Here is a 19,688-nt window from a genome sequence, read left to right on the forward strand (position 1 = left end):
GACTTTTTTGCCAGGAGAAGTTTTATCGCAAAGTGAAATAGATGCGCTTCTATCAGCCCTTTCAACTGGAGAGATGGACGCTGATCAACTGAAAAAGGAACAGAGTGAGCGCAAAATTAAAACATATGATTTTAAACGTGCTCTTAGGTTCTCTAAAGATCAAATTAGAAGCATAACAAGGATTCATGAAAATTTTGCTCGGTTATTAACAACGTACTTTTCAGCACAATTAAGAACTTATGCGCAAATTTCGGTGACATCTACTGATCAAATTCCGTATGAAGAGTTTATTAGTTCAGTTCCTAAAATGACAATCCTTAATGTTTTCGATGTTCCACCACTTGATGGAAAAATATTGATCGAAGTAAATCCCAATATCGCATACGCATTAATGGATCGCATGATGGGTGGCAAAGGATCTAGCTTAAATAAAGTAGAAAACCTAACAGAGATAGAAACAAAGATTATGTCTAATACGTTTTCGAAAGCTTTTCTTCTCTTGAAAGAGGCTTGGAGCAATGTAATAGACATCGAGCCAAGTTATGCAGATTTTGAAGTCAATCCCCAATTCTTGCAGATGGTTTCACCTAATGAAACAGTTGTCGTAATATCTCTCACTGCCACAATAGGCGAGGCAAGTGGAATGATCAACATTTGTATCCCGCATGTGGCATTAGAAGCCATTATGCCAAAGTTATCAGTAAGATATTGGATTGAATCAGATGTAAAGAACAGAGAGCCTGAAGAGATAGAACGATTAACAAAAAATATTGAGATGGCCAGTATTCCCGTTGTATGTGAATTAGGATCGACGGATATTAGTATTGAAGATTTCTTAGATTTAACAATTGGTGATGTGATTGAATTGGATCAAGGCATTCACGAACCGATGCAGATTAAAGTTGGCGAAATTCAAAAATTCACAGGACAACCTGGGAAAGTCCATAAAAAAATGGCTGTACAAATTTTGGATTTTGTGAAAGGAGAAGAAGAAAATGAGTAATGATATGCTTTCACAAGATGAAATTGATGCATTGTTAAAAGGAACGGGAGACGAGAACGAAACATTTTTTCGTTCTGCTCCAGAAGAGCAAGACAAAGGGCAAGAACTAACGCTTATTGAACAAGATGCTCTTGGAGAAATAGGTAATATTTCATTTGGTAGTTCGACGACAGCTTTGTCTACATTATTAAATCAGAAGGTAGAAATAACGACTCCTTCTGTTTCTGTTATCGAATATGATAAATTAATTGAAGAATTCCCCCATCCTTATGTTGCCATTAAGGTGAATTATACAGAAGGGTTCAAGGGAACGAATATTCTTGTTATTAATCAACATGATGCATCGATCATTGCCGATTTGATGCTTGGTGGCGATGGAAGTCAACCATCACCAGACATGGGAGATATTCATTTAAGTGCGGTGCAAGAAGCAATGAATCAAATGATGGGCTCAGCTGCTACTTCAATGTCCACTATTTTTGCGAAAAGGGTGGATATATCTCCTCCGACAATTGATATACTGAATTTATCGACAGGTGAAGGGACAGAAACGATCCCTAGGGAAGATCCTCTAGTGAAAATCTCTTTTCGCATCATCATTGGTCAATTAATTGATTCTCATATTATGCAAGTATTACCTTATCACTTTGCCAAAAGCTTAGTGAAAGAGTTATTACAAACAACAGCTGAAGAACAAAGTGACAAGGAAATGGAACAACAAAAAGTAAGTGATGTACAACCGCAAGAGATTGCACAGATGGAAGAGACAAGCTCATCTTTATCAATGAGTGATATGCCTCATAGCTCTACTGAAAATGTTGATACATATAGTCAGCCTAATTATTATCAACCACCAACTGAGCCAATGCAAAAACAAGCGGTACAGGCGCAGATTCAGCCGGCCAACTTTTTAGAGTTTGGTTCGCAACAACCAGCTGAAAAGCAAACGAATAATTTGGATATGCTCTTAGATATACCATTGCAGCTAACAGTCGAATTAGGACGTACCAAAAGATCTGTAAGAGAAATTTTAGATATGACGCAAGGGTCAATTATTGAATTAGATAAATTGGCAGGCGAACCAGTAGATATTTTAATAAATAGTAGATTAATAGCAAAAGGTGAAGTGGTTGTAATAGATGAAAACTTCGGTGTAAGGGTCACTTCAATAATCAGTCAACAAGATCGTCTTAAAAAGTTAAGGTAACCAAGGAGGAATAGAAAATGTCTCAAAAAATATTAATTGTCGATGATGCAGCTTTTATGAGAATGATGATTAAAGATATATTGGTGAAAAATGGTTTTGAGGTTGTAGGAGAGGCAGCAGATGGTTTACAAGCAGTTGAAAAGTACAAAGAAACAATGCCTGATTTAGTTACAATGGATATTACCATGCCAGAAATGGACGGAATCACAGCATTAAAGGAAATCAAAAAAATTAATAGTCAAGCTAAGATTATTATGTGTTCTGCTATGGGACAGCAGGCGATGGTGATCGATGCCATTCAAGCAGGTGCTAAAGATTTTATTGTTAAACCATTTCAAGCAGATAGGGTTATCGAGGCGATTTCAAAAACATTGAATCAATAAGCCGTAAGAAGTGAGATGTAATGAACATGTATAAACAAGTAATAGGAAGAATATGTATACTAGCCATTTCCTGCTTATTTTTGACGCAGTTACTTCATGTGACTGCGTCAGCTGAATCTAGAAGTGTTGAGGAAATGGTGAAGGATGAGGAAAAATCCACAGAGAAAAATGAGGTTGAACCAAATATACACTCAGAAGAAATAACAGCAGACACTACGGAAGTCGGGTTAAATGCTTGGGATTTTATTCAGATGATTTTTGCTACAGTGTTTGTGGTTGGCTTGTTATATGGCTTGTTAAAGTTTGTTAATAAAAAGAGCCGCTCTTATAAATCAACCAATGTCGTTAATCACCTTGGTGGGACTGCCTTAGGTCAAAATCGCTCGGTGCAAGTCGTCAAAATAGGTGAAAAAGTGTATATACTAGGCGTTGGTGAAAATGTACAACTCATCAGTGAGGTCGCTGATAAAGAAGAGCGGGATACTTTATTAAAAAATTATGAAGAACAAGGCGACCAGTCATTGCAAGCAAAACAGTTTCTTACTCAACCTTTCAAGATAATGAAGAAGTCGGAAAGTGAACAAGTTAAGAACCAATCTTTTCAAGATATTCTTAGTAAACAACTGGCAGATATGAAAAAAAAACGTTCCGACCAACTTGAAAATTTGAAGAAGGGTAAACACGAACATGAATGAAGTAATGGAGATATTTAATAACAGTTCACCCGATAATATTTCAACATCTATTAAACTGTTACTAATGTTAACAGTACTTTCTTTAGCGCCAAGTATTTTAATATTAATGACATGCTTTACGCGTATCGTGATTGTTCTCTCTTTCGTAAGGACGGCATTAGCTACTCAATCTATGCCTCCCAATCAAGTGATAATTGGACTTGCCTTATTTTTAACTTTTTTTGTGATGGCGCCTACTTTTCATGAGGTTAACGAACAAGCATTATCACCCCTATTCAATGAAGAAATTGATCTAGAGGAAGCATATGATAGAGCTTCCCTTCCCTTTAAAGAGTTTATGAGTGCTCATACGAGAGAAAAGGATCTACAGCTATTTCTAGATTATTCAGGAGCTGAAAAGCCTACTTCTATCGAGGAGATTCCATTAACAGCACTAGTGCCAGCATTTGCTATTAGTGAAATTAAAACAGCCTTCCAGATTGGTTTTATGATTTTTATTCCTTTTCTAGTCATTGATATGGTCGTAGCCAGTGTATTAATGTCGATGGGAATGATGATGCTTCCACCTGTAATGATCTCATTACCTTTTAAGATTTTATTGTTCGTGTTAGTTGACGGTTGGTATTTAGTAGTGAAATCACTACTACAAAGTTTTTAAGTAAGGGAATGTTAGAGAAATGACTTCGGAAACCGTAATTTCAATCGCCGAGCAGGGGATAATGGCAGTACTAATTGTATGCGGACCATTATTATTACTAGCTTTAGTGGTCGGCTTAATTGTGAGTATCTTTCAAGCAACAACACAAATTCAAGAACAGACGCTAGCATTTGTGCCAAAGATTGTCGCTGTGTTAGTTGGTATAGTCGTCTTTGGACCATGGATGTTAAATTATATGGTTAGCTATACGAGTGATATTCTTTCTAATTTAACAAGGTATATAGGTTAAAGTTATTATGCAAGAATTATTCAACTATTTTCCAAGTTTCCTATTAGTATTTGTAAGAATTACCTCATTTTTTGTGATGATGCCGATTTTTTCATATAGGAATGTTCCTAATACAATGAAAATAGGGCTTGGCTTTTTTATTGCATGGATTATGGTATTTACACTCGATTTACCATTACTTGAAATAGACAATATGTATATTTTTCTCATTCTTAAAGAAGCATTGGTTGGTTTGTTTATCGGCTTTCTTGCTTATTTATTATTATCGGCGATTCAAACTGCAGGTGGTTTTATCGACTTTCAAATGGGTTTTGCTCTAGCGAATGTCATTGATCCACAAACTGGTGCACAAAGTCCGCTAACGGGTCAATTTTTATACATTATCTCACTCCTATTTCTATTATCGGTCAATGGTCATCATTTATTATTAGACGGAATCTTCTATAGTTATCAATATGTCCCACTTGATCAACCGTGGATTGCGTTTGGAAATGCTAATATGGCTGAATATATGGTGAAAGCTTTTAGTAGAATGTTTGTTATTGCCTTTCAAATGGCTATTCCCGTTGTCAGCTGTTTATTTCTTGTTGATGTGGCATTAGGGATTCTCGCTCGAACGTTCCCTCAGCTAAATGTTTTTGTAGTCGGGTTACCGTTGAAAATTGGTGTAAGCTTCATCATCTTATTTATTATGATGGGTGTGATGATGTTAGTTGTTTCAAAACTGTTTGAAGAAATGTTGTATTTCTTACGAGGCTTGATGAACTTGATGGGAGGGGCATAAAAAAATGTTTCTCACACTCGATTTACAGCTTTTTGCTGGAGAAAAGACAGAGAAAGCAACACCGAAAAAGAAACAAGATAATCGTAAGAAGGGGCAAGTTGCAAAAAGCCAAGATGTAAATACTGCTATTATGTTACTAGCTGTTTTTACGTTCTTTTTCTTTGCCGCAGATTTTCTGCAAACTTCCATCATCACAATGCTTGAGCATTCTTTTAATGAATATTTATTACTTGATGTAACGGAAGCATCTGTTTTTAAGATTTTATTGGACATCTTAAAAGAACTAATTATGATTGTAGGTCCAATTATGGTAGTGGCCCTTATCGCAGGAATCATTGCTAATTATATACAAGTTGGCGTGTTATTTACGACAAAACCAGTTGAACCGAAGCTTGAGAAGTTAGACCCGATTAAAGGCTTTAAGAGAATTTTTTCTCTCCGTGCTATCGTTGAAATGTTAAAATCGATTCTTAAAATTAGTATCATTGGCGTCGTTGTTTTTTCGATTTTGTGGTTAAGAATTGACGAGATTCTCATTCTCTCACAAAAAACAATTGGGGCTGCAATGAAAACAGTCATTGATTTAACCATCCAAATGGGGATATTTGCTTCCTTAGCGTTATTGGTTCTAGCAATATTAGATTATTTATACCAAAAATATGATTATGAAAAGAATTTACGAATGTCAAAGCAAGATATAAAAGATGAACATAAAAGTTCGGAGGGAGACCCTTTAATTAAATCTAAAATTAAGCAAAGGCAGAGGGAGATGGCGACAAGAAGAATGATGCAAGAAGTGCCAAAAGCAGATGTCATCATTACCAACCCCACTCACTATGCTATCTGTTTGAAATATGATGAGTCGAAAGCAGACGCACCAATTCTTACAGCTAAAGGGGTAGACCATGTCGCACAGAAAATAAAATTAATCGCTAATGAACATAAAGTAATCATGGTAGAGAATAGACCGCTTGCTAGAGGTCTTTATGATCAAGTTGATATTGGCGAGAGTATACCTGAAGAGTTTTTTAAAGCGGTTGCTGAAGTTTTAGCTTATGTATATAAAGTGAAAAACCAATTGGAGAAATGATAACTATTAAAAATAACCATCTATCAAAAGATGGAGAGATAGATTGTTTTATATATCGTTAGGAGAGAATCAGATGGCTGTTAAAGATTTATCGGTGTTGTTGAGCGTTATTCTAATTGTTGCTATGCTCATCATTCCTTTTCCCCATTGGCTATTAAGTATTTTAATTATCATTAATATGGCGCTCGCACTTATGGTTTTACTCATGGCCATGAGTATGAAGGAAGCACTGGAATTTTCTATATTTCCATCGCTTGTTCTTTTAATGACTTTATTTCGCATCGGGTTGAATGTCTCTACGATGCGTGCCATCCTTTCCGAAGGTGATGCGGGAAAAGTTGTTGAAACGTTTGGTTCCTTTGTTACTGGAGGTAACGTAATCGTCGGTTTAGTTGTGTTCATCATTCTCGTAATCGTTCAGTTTATTGTTATTACAAAAGGGACTGAGCGTGTATCTGAGGTTGCAGCAAGATTTACTTTGGATGCAATGCCTGGAAAGCAAATGAGTATTGATGCAGATTTAAATGCTGGGATGATCTCTGAACAAGATGCTAGAAATCGTCGTGAAAAAATCGGGCGGGAAGCAGATTTCTATGGAGCGATGGATGGTGCGAGTAAATTTGTAAAAGGCGATGCCATTGCGTCTATTATTATTACATTAATTAATCTAATCGTTGGAATAATCATTGGTGTCACGCAATTAGGTTTACCAATAGGAGAAGCTGCCACTCATTTTTCTATGTTAACAATTGGTGATGGGTTAGTGAGCCAAATACCAGCTCTTCTAATGTCTACTGCTACTGGTTTAGTTGTCACTAGATCAGCTTCAGAGGGGAATATTGGATCAGATATAACTGGGCAATTATTTTCATATCCTAAAATGCTCTATATTGCCGGCGCGACTATTCTTTTCTTAGGTGTGTTTACACCGATTGGCTTGTTATTAACACTTCCTATCGCAGGTTTGTTAATAGCAGGCGGGTATTTTATTTCTAAAACACCAGCACCTGACAAAGAACAATTACAAGAAATTGAAGAAGAAGTGCAAACAGATGAAATGAAAAGCCCTGAGAATGTGATTAATCTATTAAATGTGGATCCGATAGAATTTGAATTTGGCTACGGGCTTATCCCATTAGCAGATGGGAATCAAGGTGGCGATTTACTTGATCGAATCGTTATGATTAGAAGGCAATTAGCCATAGAGTTAGGAATTATCATCCCTGTCGTTCGCATTAGAGATAATATTCAATTACAACCTAATGAGTATCGACTCAAAATAAAAGGGAATGTTATGGCCAAAGGGGAGCTTTTGTTAGATCATTATCTAGCCATGAGTCCAGGTGTCGAGGAAGATTCTATTGAAGGAATTGATACAATCGAACCCTCATTTGGTTTACCAGCTAAATGGATTAATGAAGACACGAAAGAGCAAGCTGAAATTTACGGTTATACCGTTGTTGATCCCCCCTCAGTTGTGTCCACTCATTTAACTGAAGTGATCAAAAATAATGCTCATGAGTTAATAGGTCGTCAAGAAACGAAGCAATTAATCGATCATTTACAATCAAGTTATCCTATTTTGGTGGAAGAAGTCACACCGACGCCTTTAACAACGGGAGATATTCAAAAAGTGCTGGCGAAATTACTTAGAGAAAACATCTCTATTAAGAATCTACCAGTGATATTTGAAAGTTTAGCAGATACTGTTAGATCGACAACTGATACAGATTTATTAACGGAGTATGTTCGTCAAGCACTTGCTAGACAAATCACTGATCAATTTCATGATGAAGGTGAATCGTTAAAAGTGATTACTTTATCTGGAAAAGTAGAAAAGATTATTGCTGATGGGATTCAACAAACAGAACAGGGGCGTTTTTTATCGGTAGATCCGACACAAACACAAACGATTTTAGAGTCTCTGGCAAACCAAATCGAACAAAGCTCTATGTTGAATCATACACCAGTGGTCTTATGTTCACCTGCTGTTCGTTTATATGTAAGACAATTGACGGAAAGGTATTTTCCTCAAGTGCCTATTCTCTCTTACAATGAGATAGAAGCTAATGCAGAAGTACAAAGCGTTGGAGTGGTGAATCTATAATGAAAGTGAAAAAATTTACTGTTAATACAATGGCAGAAGGATTAGAGAAAATACGTAAAGATTTAGGACCAGATGCCATGATTTTACAAACGAAAAAAACTAAAAAAGCAACGGGATTTCTCGGTCTCTTTAAAAAGGAGCAACTAGAGATTATGGCAGGTGTCGACCCTGAGGCAAAGCAGCAGAAATCTGATCAACCACCAGCCTTTCAGACGCAGACTTCTTCAAGTGAGTTAGAGAATATGCAACAAATTATTACGCAGTTGAATGAAGTGAAAGGGCTAATGAAAGAAAAGCGAAACAATTTACATAGGCAAACTGAAACCGTGCCAACAGATGTTAAAACAATGATTGAACGATTACACAATATGGAATTGCCAGCATTTCTTATCAATGAGATGACAGACCATCTATTATCGAGATGGTATAAAGAATCAGAGCAATTACGTGATAGCAAGGTGACAGAATGGATAGAAGAATATCTGACTAGTAAACTAGAAGGTATTTCATTTGGCGGTATTACTTTTAACAATAAATTAATTAAACTGGTAGGTCCAACAGGGGTTGGGAAAACAACTACCATTGCTAAACTGGCTGCTGAAGCGGTATTAAAACATAAGAAACAGGTAGCATTTATTACAACTGATACGTATCGTATTGCTGCTATTGAGCAATTAAGGACATATGCTGATATTTTCCATGCACCTCTAGAGGTTTGCTATTCTGCCGAAGATTATCAGCAGGCAGTAGAAAAGTTTGCTCATTACGATGTGATATTTATAGATACAGCAGGAAGGAATTATCGTCTCGAGGAAAATATAAAGGAGCTTTCCTCTGTAACAAAAGCCACTGATTTTCCGACTGAGACGTTCCTGGTGCTGTCACTTACTGCAAAAGTAGAAGATATGAAAGAGATATATGAGCAATTTACCAGAATGGACATTGACCGTTTCCTATTTACTAAAATAGATGAAACGAGCAACCTTAATGCAGTAGGAGAAATGGTGCTTCGTTTTCAAAAAGGGATTGCTTATATGACAAATGGACAAGAAGTACCCGAAGACTTGAAAGAGATGACAAAGGAAAAATTTTTGAATATCGTTCTCAAAAAGGATTCGGCTTATGTATGATCAAGCAGCTAAACTACGTGATCATTTAAGGAATAATCAACCCTTTATCGATCAAGAAGGTCGTGTCATCTCTGTGATTAGTGGTAAAGGGGGCGTGGGGAAGTCAAATATATCCTTGAATCTTTCCATTTTATTGAAAGAGCAACAGAAGAAAGTCTTGTTAATTGACATGGATATAGGTATGGGGAATCAAGATATTCTAATCGGTCGTTCTTTTCCATTTACTTTAGCTGATTATTTTCATGAAAAGCGCTCATTTAATGAGTTAATAGAAAAGGGGCCATTAGGTATTGATATGATTGCCGGTGGTTCAGGACTCTCAAATATATTGCAACTGGATAAACAAAAGGTGGATAACTTCCTTGATGATTTAAGTGTCGTTTTAAGGACATATGATTTCATCATTTTAGATATGGGAGCAGGGATGAGTTTGGAAGCTGTTTCATTTATTTCATCTTCTAAAGAAGTGATTGTTGTTACAACACCAGAGCCTCCAGCTATAATGGATGCTTATGGTGCGATAAAACAAATTGCCCGAAATCAGTCGGATATTCAATTTTCAATGATTATGAATCGCGTCGATGACATACAGCAAGCTGGTGAAGCATACGAGCGTATTTCGGCAGTAGTAAAGAAGTTCTTACAATTGGAAATTGTATATTTAGGATGTGTGTTTGAAGATAAAAAAGTGAAAAAAGCCGTTCAACACCAAGTCCCTTTTGTCCAATTGGATCGACAGGGACAAGCTGCTAAACAATTAGCACTCATTACTTCTCAATTATTAAATGAAATAGAAAGAATGGAACAAGGAAGCGGTACTTCTTTTATCCAGCGTTTAAAACATTTGCTTTTAAGTAGGAGGTGATGGGTGTGAATAAGATAAAGGTAGTTGTAATTGATGACTCAGCATTTATGAGAAAGCTAATTACCGATTTTTTATCTGGAGATCCACTAATAGAAGTAATAGGTGTAGCGAGAAATGGTGAAGAGGGCGTACGTGAAGTGATTCAAAAACAGCCTGATGTCGTTACACTAGATATTGAAATGCCAATTATGAATGGACTTGAGGCGCTGCAAAAAATAATGGCAAATAAACCTCTACCAGTTATCATGTTATCTAGTGCCGCGAAAGTAAGTACAGATCATACGATACTAGCATTTAAATATGGCGCATTTGATTTTATAGAAAAGCCATCGGGTCCGATTTCCTTAGATTTATATAAAATCAAACATGATTTAATAGAAAAAGTGAAAATAGCACGACAAACAAACATGAAATCGTTAATTAGTCCTATAAAACAACCTCACAAAAACATAAAAACATCTGCCGATTATAGTAATATAGAACTAAAGGGTGAGCATTTAGTATTAAAAGAGAAAAAACCTTTACTCGTTACAATTGCTGCATCAACAGGAGGGCCACGAGCCATTCAATCTATTTTACAAAGTTTTCCGCAGGATATAAATGCAACAATGCTGATTGTCCAACATATGCCACCGTATTTCACCCATTCTTTAGCAAACCGATTGAATCAAATGACTCATATTACGGTGAAAGAAGTAGAAGATGGAGAAAAGTTGGAGAAAGGTGTTGCTTATATTGCTAAAGGCGGCTTACATTTTACTATAAATCAAAAAGGCAGTTTTCTTTTTGCTCATTTATTACCACCGGAGAAAAAAGTGGGGCATTGTCCATCTGCTGATATGCTGTTTGCTTCATTTAGTGAATTGCAGGGCTATAGACAAGTAGCTGTCGTATTGACCGGAATGGGCGTAGATGGAAAAAAGGGAGCACAAAAGTTAAAAGAGAAAACGAAAACAACCATTATTGCCGAATCGAAAGAAACAGCCATCGTTTACGGGATGCCAAAAGCGATAGTTGATAATGGATTAGCTGATGAAGTAGTAGAGTTACAAAATGTCTCATCTACAATCTTGAAGTATGTTTAATGGAGGTGTCCTTAGATGGAAATGAACCAATATTTAGATCTTTTTATTGAAGAAAGTAAAGAACATCTACAAAATTGTAATGATTTGCTGCTTAAATTAGAGCAAAGTCCAGAGGATTTATTCATTGTTAATGAAATTTTTCGCTCTGCTCATACTTTAAAAGGCATGTCAGCTACGATGGAGTTTAATGATTTAGCCCAATTAACTCACCAAATGGAGAACGTGTTAGATCTTATTCGTAATGAGAAACTAGCTGTATCTTCACAAGTACTTGATGTATTATTTTTAGCAGCTGATTACTTAGAAGAAATGGTAGAATCTATTGCCAGTGGAGGCAATGGACAATTGAATGTAGAGACTGTAGTGAAACAATTGCAGAGCTTAGATGGCAAAGAACAGCTTGAGAATGTAAATGCACCGGAAACTATGCAATTTGGGAAGCTGACCTACGATGATTATGAATGGACTGTATTAAGTCAATCAAAAGGTACCGATTATCACCCCTATGAAGTGACGGTGCAATTACATAAAGATTGTTTATTAAAAGCAGTTCGAGTATTTATGGTTTTTGAAACACTAGAGAAAAATGGAGAAATCATTAAATCGCACCCTCAGGCAACTGCTCTTGAAGAGGAACAATTTGACTTTGAGTTTACAGTAACTATTCTCTCCTCTAACACAAAAAAAGAGATTGAAATGGAGCTGTTGAAAATATCTGAAATCGACGCTGTCGAAATCATAGCGATAGATTTGTCTCAGGCAAGTGAAGAAGCGGCGGTAGCTGTAGAACAAGTGGTATTGCCTACAGAAAAAGAGGTTGAAGTAGCACAGCAACAGACTTCATCATTCAAACAGCAGAGCAAACATGCAACGAAAACGATTAGGGTAAACATAGAACGACTAGATATCTTGATGAATTTATTTGAGGAATTGGTGATAGATAGAGGACGTCTACTACAAATTTCTCAAGATTTAGACCATCAAGGGTTACAAGAAACCGTTGAACATATGTCTCGTATTTCCGGAGATTTGCAAAATATAATTCTCAATATGAGGATGGTTCCAATTGATACAGTCTTCAATCGTTTTCCTAAAATGGTAAGACAACTAGCGAAAGATTTACATAAGTCTGTCAACCTAGAGATTATTGGTGCCCAAACGGAATTAGATCGAACAGTCATTGATGAGATTGGTGATCCACTCGTTCATTTGATTAGAAATGCAATGGACCATGGAATTGAAAAGCCCGAAGAGCGTTTAGCGAAAGGTAAGTCACAACAAGGAACAATTATCTTGAAGGCTTATCATAGTGGAAATCATATTTTCATAGAAATAACGGATGATGGGGCAGGAATAAATAAGGACAATGTGTGTCGAAAAGCCATTTCCAAAGGGATTATTAAAGAAGAAGAGATCGCTTCTATGGAAGATCAAGATATTTATCAGCTTATTTTTTCATCAGGCTTTTCTACAGCTAAGGAAATTTCCGATGTTTCGGGCAGAGGCGTCGGTTTAGATGTTGTTAAAAGTACAATTGAATCATTAGGTGGATATGTTACGATTCAGTCTAATGAAGGAAACGGCTCAACCTTCTCCATTCAATTACCTTTAACCCTTTCAATTATTTCCGCTATGTTAGTAGAAGTAGAAAATGAAAAGTATGCTATTCCTTTATCCTCCATTATTGAAACAGCAATTATAAAAAAAGCTGACATTATGAAAACACATAATCAGCAAGTAATCGATTTTAGAGGTAAAGTCGTTCCGCTCGTTTCTTTACAATCTATTTTTGAAGTGAATGATGAAAGTGAAGAAACACCAGAGACGCTTTCAGTTGTTATCGTTCGAAAAGGAGAAAAGCTGGCTGCATTAATCGTGAGTTCTTTTATCGGGCAACAAGAGATTGTACTAAAATCATTAGGTGATTATTTAACGAATGTTTTTGCCATATCGGGTGCGACAATATTAGGCGATGGACAAGTAGCGCTAATTATTGATTGTAATGAGTTGATAAAATAATAGGAAGATGGTGATTGGACTGTGGAAAATAACCAACATACTGTTCAATTAATTGTATTTCAGCTTGGTGATAAAGAATATGGGGTACCTGTTGCAGATGTACTCTCAATAGAAAAAATAGAACATATTACGAGAGTGCCAGGAACAGAGAAGTATATTAAAGGTGTCATTAATCTACGTGGTGTTATATTGCCAATTGTCGATTTACGCACGAGATTTAATTTACCCGAACACCCCTATTCCGAACATACTAGAATTATTATTACGAAAAAAGGTGAAAAGGAAGTGGGGTTAATTGTCGATGCAGCTAATGATGTGATAGATGTTGCAACATCACAATTAGAGCCCCCGCCTGAAGTGGTAGGAACAGAGTCGTTTGATTATATAAAAGCTGTCGCCAAAATGAATCAACAAATTCTTATTTTGATTGACTTAGCTAAAGTATTAAATATAGAGGAGAATGTAGAAGTTTAATGGCTGATTCTTATTCTATTAATAATCGACACCATCTCCCAAAATTTATAGATATGTTAAAAGAAGTAGCAAATATTGGTGCAGGTAATGCAGCAACAGCACTTTCTACTTTGCTGGATAAAAAAGTAAATATGCGTGTTCCCTCGGTTCACATCTATACCTATCAAGAGGTAGTCGAGGCGAACGGTAATGACGAGAATGTAACGGTTGGGGGTCTGTCGCAAGTATCAGGCTCTCTTTCAAGCCAACTATTATTATTAATGTCTTATCAAAATGTAGAACGGTGGATAGCAAACTTGCTACAAAGCCAAAATGAAATGTTTAGTAGTCTATACGATCACATGGAACAATCAGCATTAGCGGAATTAATGAATATGTTAACAGGCGCCTACGCTTCAGCACTTGGGGATTTTTTTGAAGAACCACTCTTTTGTTCACTTCCTGCTATAAGTATCGATATGTCAGCTGCATTAATCAGTGATGCTTGTATTACACAATCATACGACTATGATGAGTTATTAGTTATTCAAACGAGTATGGAGATTGTTGAAGAATCGAAAGAAGAGCTTTGTCACTTATTGATCTTCCTCGATAATCACTCGTTATCTGAAATCTTAAAGAAATGTGACGGATAAATATAATGAATACAAGTGAAGTCGTGAAAGTTGGGATAGCTGACTGTCATATTGTTCAGGCACCTCAGTTAATTAGGACGTCAGGTTTAGGTTCTTGCGTAGGTGTCGTACTTTATGATCAAAAAAAGAAAATAGCAGGATTGGTTCATATAATGCTCCCTGACTCATCCTTAGCAAAATCAAAGGTATTTAACCCCGCTAAGTTTGCTGATTCAGGAATTAAGCATTTGTATGATGAGTTAATTAAAAGTGGTGCGCATCGTATTTCCATCATGGCTAAGTATGCAGGTGGGGCACATATGTTTAAATTTTCATCCGGTCAAGATGTGATCCGTATTGGCGAAAGAAATATAGCCACTACAGAACGAATATTAAAAAACTTGCAAGTTGAAGTGACAGGTAAGGATGTAGGTGGTCACTGTGGACGAACGATAGAGTTCAATCCAGAGAATGGCAAGATGATGGTTAAGACGGTTAATCAAGGAGTGACATATATATAAATATTTGTTAGAGGAGGTGAGTATCTGGTTTAAATCATGTATTTAACCAGATTCAATCAATGCTACAAGTTTCAGAAGAGAAAGCTTGGGATGAGTGGGTATGTTCACGAAATCAAGACGCGGGTAATTTCCTCGTTAAAAGATATATGCCACTTGTGAGTTATCATGTTCAAAGGATTGCAGCAGGTCTCCCTAAAAACGTGTCAAGGGATGAATTAAAAAGTCTAGGCATGATGGGTTTATTTGATGCACTAGAAAAATACGACCCAAATCGTGACCTTAAATTTGATACGTATGCATCCTTCAGAGTTAGGGGCGCCATCTTAGATGGTTTAAGAAAAGAAGACTGGCTATCAAGAAGCACGAGAGAAAGAACAAAAAAAGTGGAAGCGGCGATTGAAAGATTAGAGCAGGCCTATATGCGTAATGTCACAGTTGAAGAAATTGCTCTTGAGGTACAATTATCAACTAAGGAAGTATATGCTACTCTAAATGAACAATACATGGCCAACTTATTATCTATTGATGAAAAACCGAGTGACTATGATTATGATGATTATTCATTTGTTCTTCAAGATGAGAGAGCTATTTTACCAGAAAAACAGCTTGTTAAAAATGAATTAATTGAAGAATTAACATCACAAATTAAGCAATTAAACGAAAAGGAACAATTAGTGGTTAGTTTATTTTATAAAGAAGAACTGACATTAACCGAAATTGGTGAAGTTTTACAGCTTTCTACATCTAGGATTTCACAAATTCATTCAAAGGCAATTCAAAAGTTAAAGAAAACATTAGAAAAAATCGTCTAATGTTCTTTGAAGGAGGGTTTTTCTATGGTAGGAGGGCATATCATTTCTGTATCACCTGATAGGTTAACTGCTTTGTTACATCTACAGGCAAGTGAGATACAAGATGATAATATTAAACAAGTAATAGAAAAAAGTATTCGTAAAGCGAATATTACATACGGACTTGACCATGCGCTAATCGCGAAAATAGTTGAAGACCCTCTAGCCTACACTTCCCCAATCGAAATTGCAAAAGGTGAGAAACCAATCGCTGGAAGAGATGCTTATTTAGTAAAGGAAAAGTTAAATATGCATAGTGATAAGCGAGAGAAGCTTAATGACATACATGAGTATATGGTCACAGTAGCAAATGGAGAGGTGATCGCAACTATTTTTCCAGCTACACCTGGAACGGACGGAATCGATGTTCATGGACAAAGGGTTAACAGCATGAATGGAAAAGAATTACACATCACTCCAGGGGAAAATGTGATCTTACATCATGAGCAATATTATTCTTTAATTGATGGTGAAGTCTTACTGTCAAAAAACAGCTTGTCTGTGTTGCCGATACAACTGATAGATGGTGATTATCATCCAGGAAAAGGTATAATGAAATTTGATGGTAACGTAGTTGTGAAAGGGAATGTCTTAACAGGAAGCCATATAGTGGCAACAGGTAATATAAGGGTAGAAGGAACAGTTGAAAACGCAAATTTAGAGGCACAAGGCTATATTTATATTGAAGGTGGAGTCCTCGGAAATCAATATGGTAAAATTCAGGCTCAAGGTAGTATAAGAGCCCATTTTTTAAATCAAGCAGTAGTAGAATCTGAAAGTAATATATATATAGAGCGTTCAATCCTTCATAGTGTAGTGTTTGCCAAGGAACATATTTATGCTAATAATGCATCTGTCATCGGGGGGCATTTATCAACATATGGTGAAATGATTGTCAAAGATATTGGCAATCACCATTTTACATATACTGAAATTGAATTAAAAGATGAGGATTATTCACTACAAGAAAAGTTAGGGGAAATCTCGAACAAACTTGCTGATTTAAATATCGTAAAACAAAAGTTAGTTTCTATTGAGTCTAAATTGCAGGAGGATCAACAGGGACATCCGTTGGCATTAAAACATAAAAAGACTAAGAAGCATATCGAGCAAGAAATCTTAAATCTAACGAAAAAGAAACAAGAGATAGAAAGTCACCACACTTTTCAAAAGGATAAGCTAGCTATCAAAATTCTTGGAGATCTATACCCTCAAACAAAGATAAAAAAAGGTAAGTACGCCAAGCTTTTTAAAAAGCCGAATGCGCATATTACCATTCATTTTGATAAATCAGAATTTATTGTATTACCTATTGAAAATTAAAAAGTAGAGAGTCACTAATAGTTGACAAAAAAGAAGGGATAAATAATGATTGTTTTCTTCCTTATCATTAGTCTCATATTGAATATACTCGCAATCACTGCGATTCTTCTCCTTTATTTACGGCAAAATCGTTTTGTTTCTTTAGAAAAAGAACAAAAAAATAATATAGAACAAATGGATCAATTATTAGCGATATACATAACGGAAATGCGTGAAGAGAACGAAGCTTTTTTGAAGCAGGTCCAGCAAAGAAATATATTATCTCCAGTAAATGACGAATCTAACGTACAAAATGAGCCAAATCCACAAGAGTTGAATAAACGCTATCGGACAACAACAGCTAAAAAGAAGGCTGCATCTATTTATCAAGCTAATCAAGCCAATAAGGATACTCATATTGACCGTCAAAAAGAAAAGAATGAAGCGACTACCCATTCTTCTATTCAGGACCTTTATCATCAAGGGCACTCCGTCGATGAAATTGCAAAACGCATGAATAAAGGAAAAAAAGAGGTAGAACTTTTATTGAAATTTTCTAAGGAATGATGATAAGTCTTGCTTACTTACTGGAGTTATGCTATAGTATAAAACGGTGTTAATACACACGCTTATTGATTTAACTAGTTGGTGCTGTCAATACAGTTTCTAGTTAAAGATGATATGAGCGGAGGAAAATAAAAACCATTAGGAGGAAACATCCATGTCAGTAATTTCTATGAAGCAATTGCTTGAAGCTGGTGTACATTTCGGACACCAAACTCGCCGTTGGAACCCAAAAATGAAAAAATACATTTTCACTGAGCGTAACGGCATCTACATTATCGACCTTCAAAAAACAGTTAAGAAGGTAGAAGAAGCTTATAATTTCGTTAAAGAACTAGCTGGTGAAGGCGGAACAGTTCTTTTCGTTGGTACTAAAAAACAAGCGCAAGATTCTGTTAAAGAAGAAGCAATTCGTTCTGGTATGTACTATGTAAACCAACGTTGGTTAGGTGGTACATTAACAAACTTTGAAACAATCCAAAAGCGTATTGCACGTCTTAAAGATATCGAAAGAATGTCTGAAGATGGCACTTTTGAAGTACTTCCTAAAAAAGAAGTTGTTCAATTAAGAAAAGAGCAAGAACGTTTAGAAAAATTCTTGGGCGGAATCAAAGATATGAAAGCTCTTCCTGATGCTTTATTCATCATTGATCCTCGTAAAGAGCGCATTGCAGTTGCAGAAGCGCATAAATTAAACATTCCAATCGTTGGTATTGTTGATACGAACTGTGATCCAGATGAAATCGATGTAGTAATCCCTGCAAACGACGATGCAATTCGTGCCGTTAAACTTTTAACTGGTAAAATGGCGGATGCAATTTTAGAAGCTAAACAAGGTGAAGAAGTAACGACTGCATAATTGCTATGAAATGCGTTATTTTTGAAAAGGTGATAATAGGGAGCACCCTTTATCACCTTTTTTTAAAAAGAATGACGTATTTGTTGCCTGCAAATCAAAAGAACGATTGGCATACGCAATATTTGGAAAAGATAATGTAATAATAAAAAATCATGCTGAATGTTCATATACGACATTTACATATTCAATAAGGAGGATTCCATAATGGCAATCACTGCACAAATGGTAAAAGAATTACGTGAAAAAACAGGTGCTGGAATGATGGATTGTAAAAAAGCACTTCAAGAAGTAGACGGAGATATGGAAAAAGCAATTGACTTTCTTCGTGAGAAAGGTATTGCAAAAGCTGCGAAGAAAGGCGATCGTATCGCTGCTGAAGGCTTAACTTCTATTAAAGTAGAAGGAAATGAAGCTGTTATTCTTGAAGTAAATGCTGAAACAGACTTCGTTGCTAAAAACGAAGGTTTCCAAACACTTGTAAAAGAATTAGGAGAGCACTTGTTAAGTGTAAAACCTGCGTCAGTTGAAGAAGCACTTCAAGGATCTATGACAAATGGTAACACAGTTGAGTCTCATATCAATACAGCTATTTCTAAAATTGGAGAAAAACTATCATTACGCCGTTTTGAAGTTAAAACAAAAACAGATAACGATGCTTTTGGCGCATACCTACACATGGGTGGACGTATTGGTGTACTTACAGTACTTGAAGGTACAACTGATGAAGAAGCAGCAAAAGACGTATCTATGCATATTGCAGCATTAAACCCTAAATATATCTCTCGTGATGAAGTTTCACAAGAAGAAGTTGAACATGAGCGTCAAGTTCTTACTCAACAAGCGCTTAACGAAGGTAAACCAGAAAAAATCGTTGAGAAAATGGTTGAAGGTCGCTTAGGTAAATATTTCGAAGAAGTTTGTGTAAACGATCAATCATTTGTTAAAAACCCAGATGAAAAAGTTGGGAAATTTGTTGCTTCTAAAGGCGGTAAAATTAGCGAATTCGTACGTTATGAAGTAGGAGAAGGTATCGAAAAACGCGAAGATAACTTTGCAGAAGAAGTAATGAGCCAAGTGAAAAAATAATAAATCTACCATAGTAGATGAATTTGTGGGGAACACTGTGTGTTCCCTGTTTGTTAGAATAAATGTAATTTGAAATTTTAAGCAAAAGCTTTTTTTGCTTAC

The 19,688-nt window shown here is 36.1% G+C and carries 21 protein-coding genes; all 21 read left to right on the plus strand.

The features are described from left to right. The first annotated feature begins 7 nt into the window (after positions 1-7). The gene (gene fliM / locus MHI57_RS01355) at positions 8-1,003 is read left to right on the plus strand and encodes a flagellar motor switch protein FliM (RefSeq protein ID WP_095369522.1); all 996 of its coding nucleotides are present in this window, start codon (positions 8-10) and stop codon (positions 1,001-1,003) included. Further along, positions 996-2,210, plus strand: coding sequence for a flagellar motor switch phosphatase FliY (gene fliY / locus MHI57_RS01360; RefSeq protein ID WP_322909232.1), 1,215 nt, complete (start codon positions 996-998; stop codon positions 2,208-2,210). The genes fliM and fliY overlap by 8 nt, the downstream gene beginning before the upstream one ends. Before the next feature lie 17 nt (positions 2,211-2,227). After that, positions 2,228-2,593: a response regulator gene (locus tag MHI57_RS01365; RefSeq protein ID WP_095369520.1), complete on the plus strand. Its 366-nt coding sequence runs from the start codon at positions 2,228-2,230 to the stop codon at positions 2,591-2,593. A 20-nt stretch (positions 2,594-2,613) separates the two neighbouring features. Beyond that, positions 2,614-3,288 (plus strand): flagellar biosynthetic protein FliO, encoded by a 675-nt coding sequence (locus MHI57_RS01370; RefSeq protein WP_322909233.1) that lies wholly within the window; start codon positions 2,614-2,616, stop codon positions 3,286-3,288. Beyond that, positions 3,281-3,946 carry a flagellar type III secretion system pore protein FliP gene (gene fliP / locus MHI57_RS01375; protein WP_095369518.1) on the plus strand — a complete coding sequence of 222 codons (666 nt, stop codon included), beginning with the start codon at positions 3,281-3,283 and terminating at the stop codon, positions 3,944-3,946. Before MHI57_RS01370 ends, fliP begins: the two co-directional genes overlap by 8 nt. 19 nt (positions 3,947-3,965) lie before the next feature. Then, the gene (gene fliQ, locus MHI57_RS01380; RefSeq protein WP_095369517.1) at positions 3,966-4,235 is read left to right on the plus strand and encodes a flagellar biosynthesis protein FliQ; all 270 of its coding nucleotides are present in this window, start codon (positions 3,966-3,968) and stop codon (positions 4,233-4,235) included. Between the two features lie 7 nt (positions 4,236-4,242). Continuing rightward, a complete protein-coding gene (gene fliR, locus MHI57_RS01385; RefSeq protein WP_095369516.1) occupies positions 4,243-5,019 on the plus strand; it encodes a flagellar biosynthetic protein FliR in 777 nt (258 codons plus the stop codon). 4 nt (positions 5,020-5,023) lie between these two features. Continuing rightward, positions 5,024-6,109, plus strand: coding sequence for a flagellar biosynthesis protein FlhB (gene flhB, locus MHI57_RS01390; RefSeq protein WP_095369515.1), 1,086 nt, complete (start codon positions 5,024-5,026; stop codon positions 6,107-6,109). 73 nt (positions 6,110-6,182) lie between these two features. Beyond that, positions 6,183-8,216, plus strand: coding sequence for a flagellar biosynthesis protein FlhA (gene flhA / locus MHI57_RS01395; protein ID WP_340974560.1), 2,034 nt, complete (start codon positions 6,183-6,185; stop codon positions 8,214-8,216). After that, entirely contained in the window at positions 8,216-9,346 is a 1,131-nt protein-coding gene (gene flhF / locus MHI57_RS01400) for a flagellar biosynthesis protein FlhF (RefSeq protein ID WP_307314403.1), read from the plus strand. The genes flhA and flhF overlap by 1 nt, the downstream gene beginning before the upstream one ends. Then, positions 9,339-10,211, plus strand: a complete 873-nt coding sequence (locus MHI57_RS01405; RefSeq protein WP_095369512.1) for a MinD/ParA family protein — start codon at positions 9,339-9,341, stop codon at positions 10,209-10,211. The genes flhF and MHI57_RS01405 overlap by 8 nt, the downstream gene beginning before the upstream one ends. Then, positions 10,211-11,296, plus strand: coding sequence for a protein-glutamate methylesterase/protein-glutamine glutaminase (locus MHI57_RS01410; RefSeq protein ID WP_307314400.1), 1,086 nt, complete (start codon positions 10,211-10,213; stop codon positions 11,294-11,296). Before MHI57_RS01405 ends, MHI57_RS01410 begins: the two co-directional genes overlap by 1 nt. Positions 11,297-11,311: 15 nt before the next feature. Beyond that, positions 11,312-13,315, plus strand: coding sequence for a chemotaxis protein CheA (locus MHI57_RS01415; protein ID WP_322909236.1), 2,004 nt, complete (start codon positions 11,312-11,314; stop codon positions 13,313-13,315). Between the two features lie 21 nt (positions 13,316-13,336). Then, positions 13,337-13,789 (plus strand): chemotaxis protein CheW, encoded by a 453-nt coding sequence (locus MHI57_RS01420; protein ID WP_095369510.1) that lies wholly within the window; start codon positions 13,337-13,339, stop codon positions 13,787-13,789. After that, positions 13,789-14,424 carry a chemotaxis protein CheC gene (locus MHI57_RS01425; RefSeq protein WP_340974569.1) on the plus strand — a complete coding sequence of 212 codons (636 nt, stop codon included), beginning with the start codon at positions 13,789-13,791 and terminating at the stop codon, positions 14,422-14,424. Before MHI57_RS01420 ends, MHI57_RS01425 begins: the two co-directional genes overlap by 1 nt. Before the next feature lie 5 nt (positions 14,425-14,429). Further along, positions 14,430-14,924 (plus strand): chemotaxis protein CheD, encoded by a 495-nt coding sequence (locus tag MHI57_RS01430; protein WP_180316976.1) that lies wholly within the window; start codon positions 14,430-14,432, stop codon positions 14,922-14,924. Positions 14,925-14,983: 59 nt separating this feature from the next. Next, entirely contained in the window at positions 14,984-15,736 is a 753-nt protein-coding gene (locus MHI57_RS01435) for a FliA/WhiG family RNA polymerase sigma factor (protein WP_289433539.1), read from the plus strand. Between the two features lie 24 nt (positions 15,737-15,760). Further along, entirely contained in the window at positions 15,761-17,098 is a 1,338-nt protein-coding gene (locus MHI57_RS01440) for a DUF342 domain-containing protein (protein WP_340974574.1), read from the plus strand. A 45-nt stretch (positions 17,099-17,143) separates the two neighbouring features. After that, positions 17,144-17,644 carry a hypothetical protein gene (locus tag MHI57_RS01445; RefSeq protein WP_095369505.1) on the plus strand — a complete coding sequence of 167 codons (501 nt, stop codon included), beginning with the start codon at positions 17,144-17,146 and terminating at the stop codon, positions 17,642-17,644. Positions 17,645-17,798: 154 nt separating this feature from the next. After that, positions 17,799-18,500: a 30S ribosomal protein S2 gene (gene rpsB, locus MHI57_RS01450; protein ID WP_095369504.1), complete on the plus strand. Its 702-nt coding sequence runs from the start codon at positions 17,799-17,801 to the stop codon at positions 18,498-18,500. A 204-nt stretch (positions 18,501-18,704) separates the two neighbouring features. Further along, complete coding sequence (gene tsf / locus MHI57_RS01455; RefSeq protein WP_095369503.1) at positions 18,705-19,586, plus strand: translation elongation factor Ts; 882 nt, start codon at positions 18,705-18,707, stop codon at positions 19,584-19,586. Positions 19,587-19,688: the final 102 nt, after the last annotated feature.

Source organism: Cytobacillus sp. FSL K6-0129 (genome assembly GCF_038007625.1).
In the GTDB taxonomy this organism is placed as follows: Bacteria; Bacillota; Bacilli; order Bacillales; family Cytobacillaceae; genus Cytobacillus; species Cytobacillus kochii.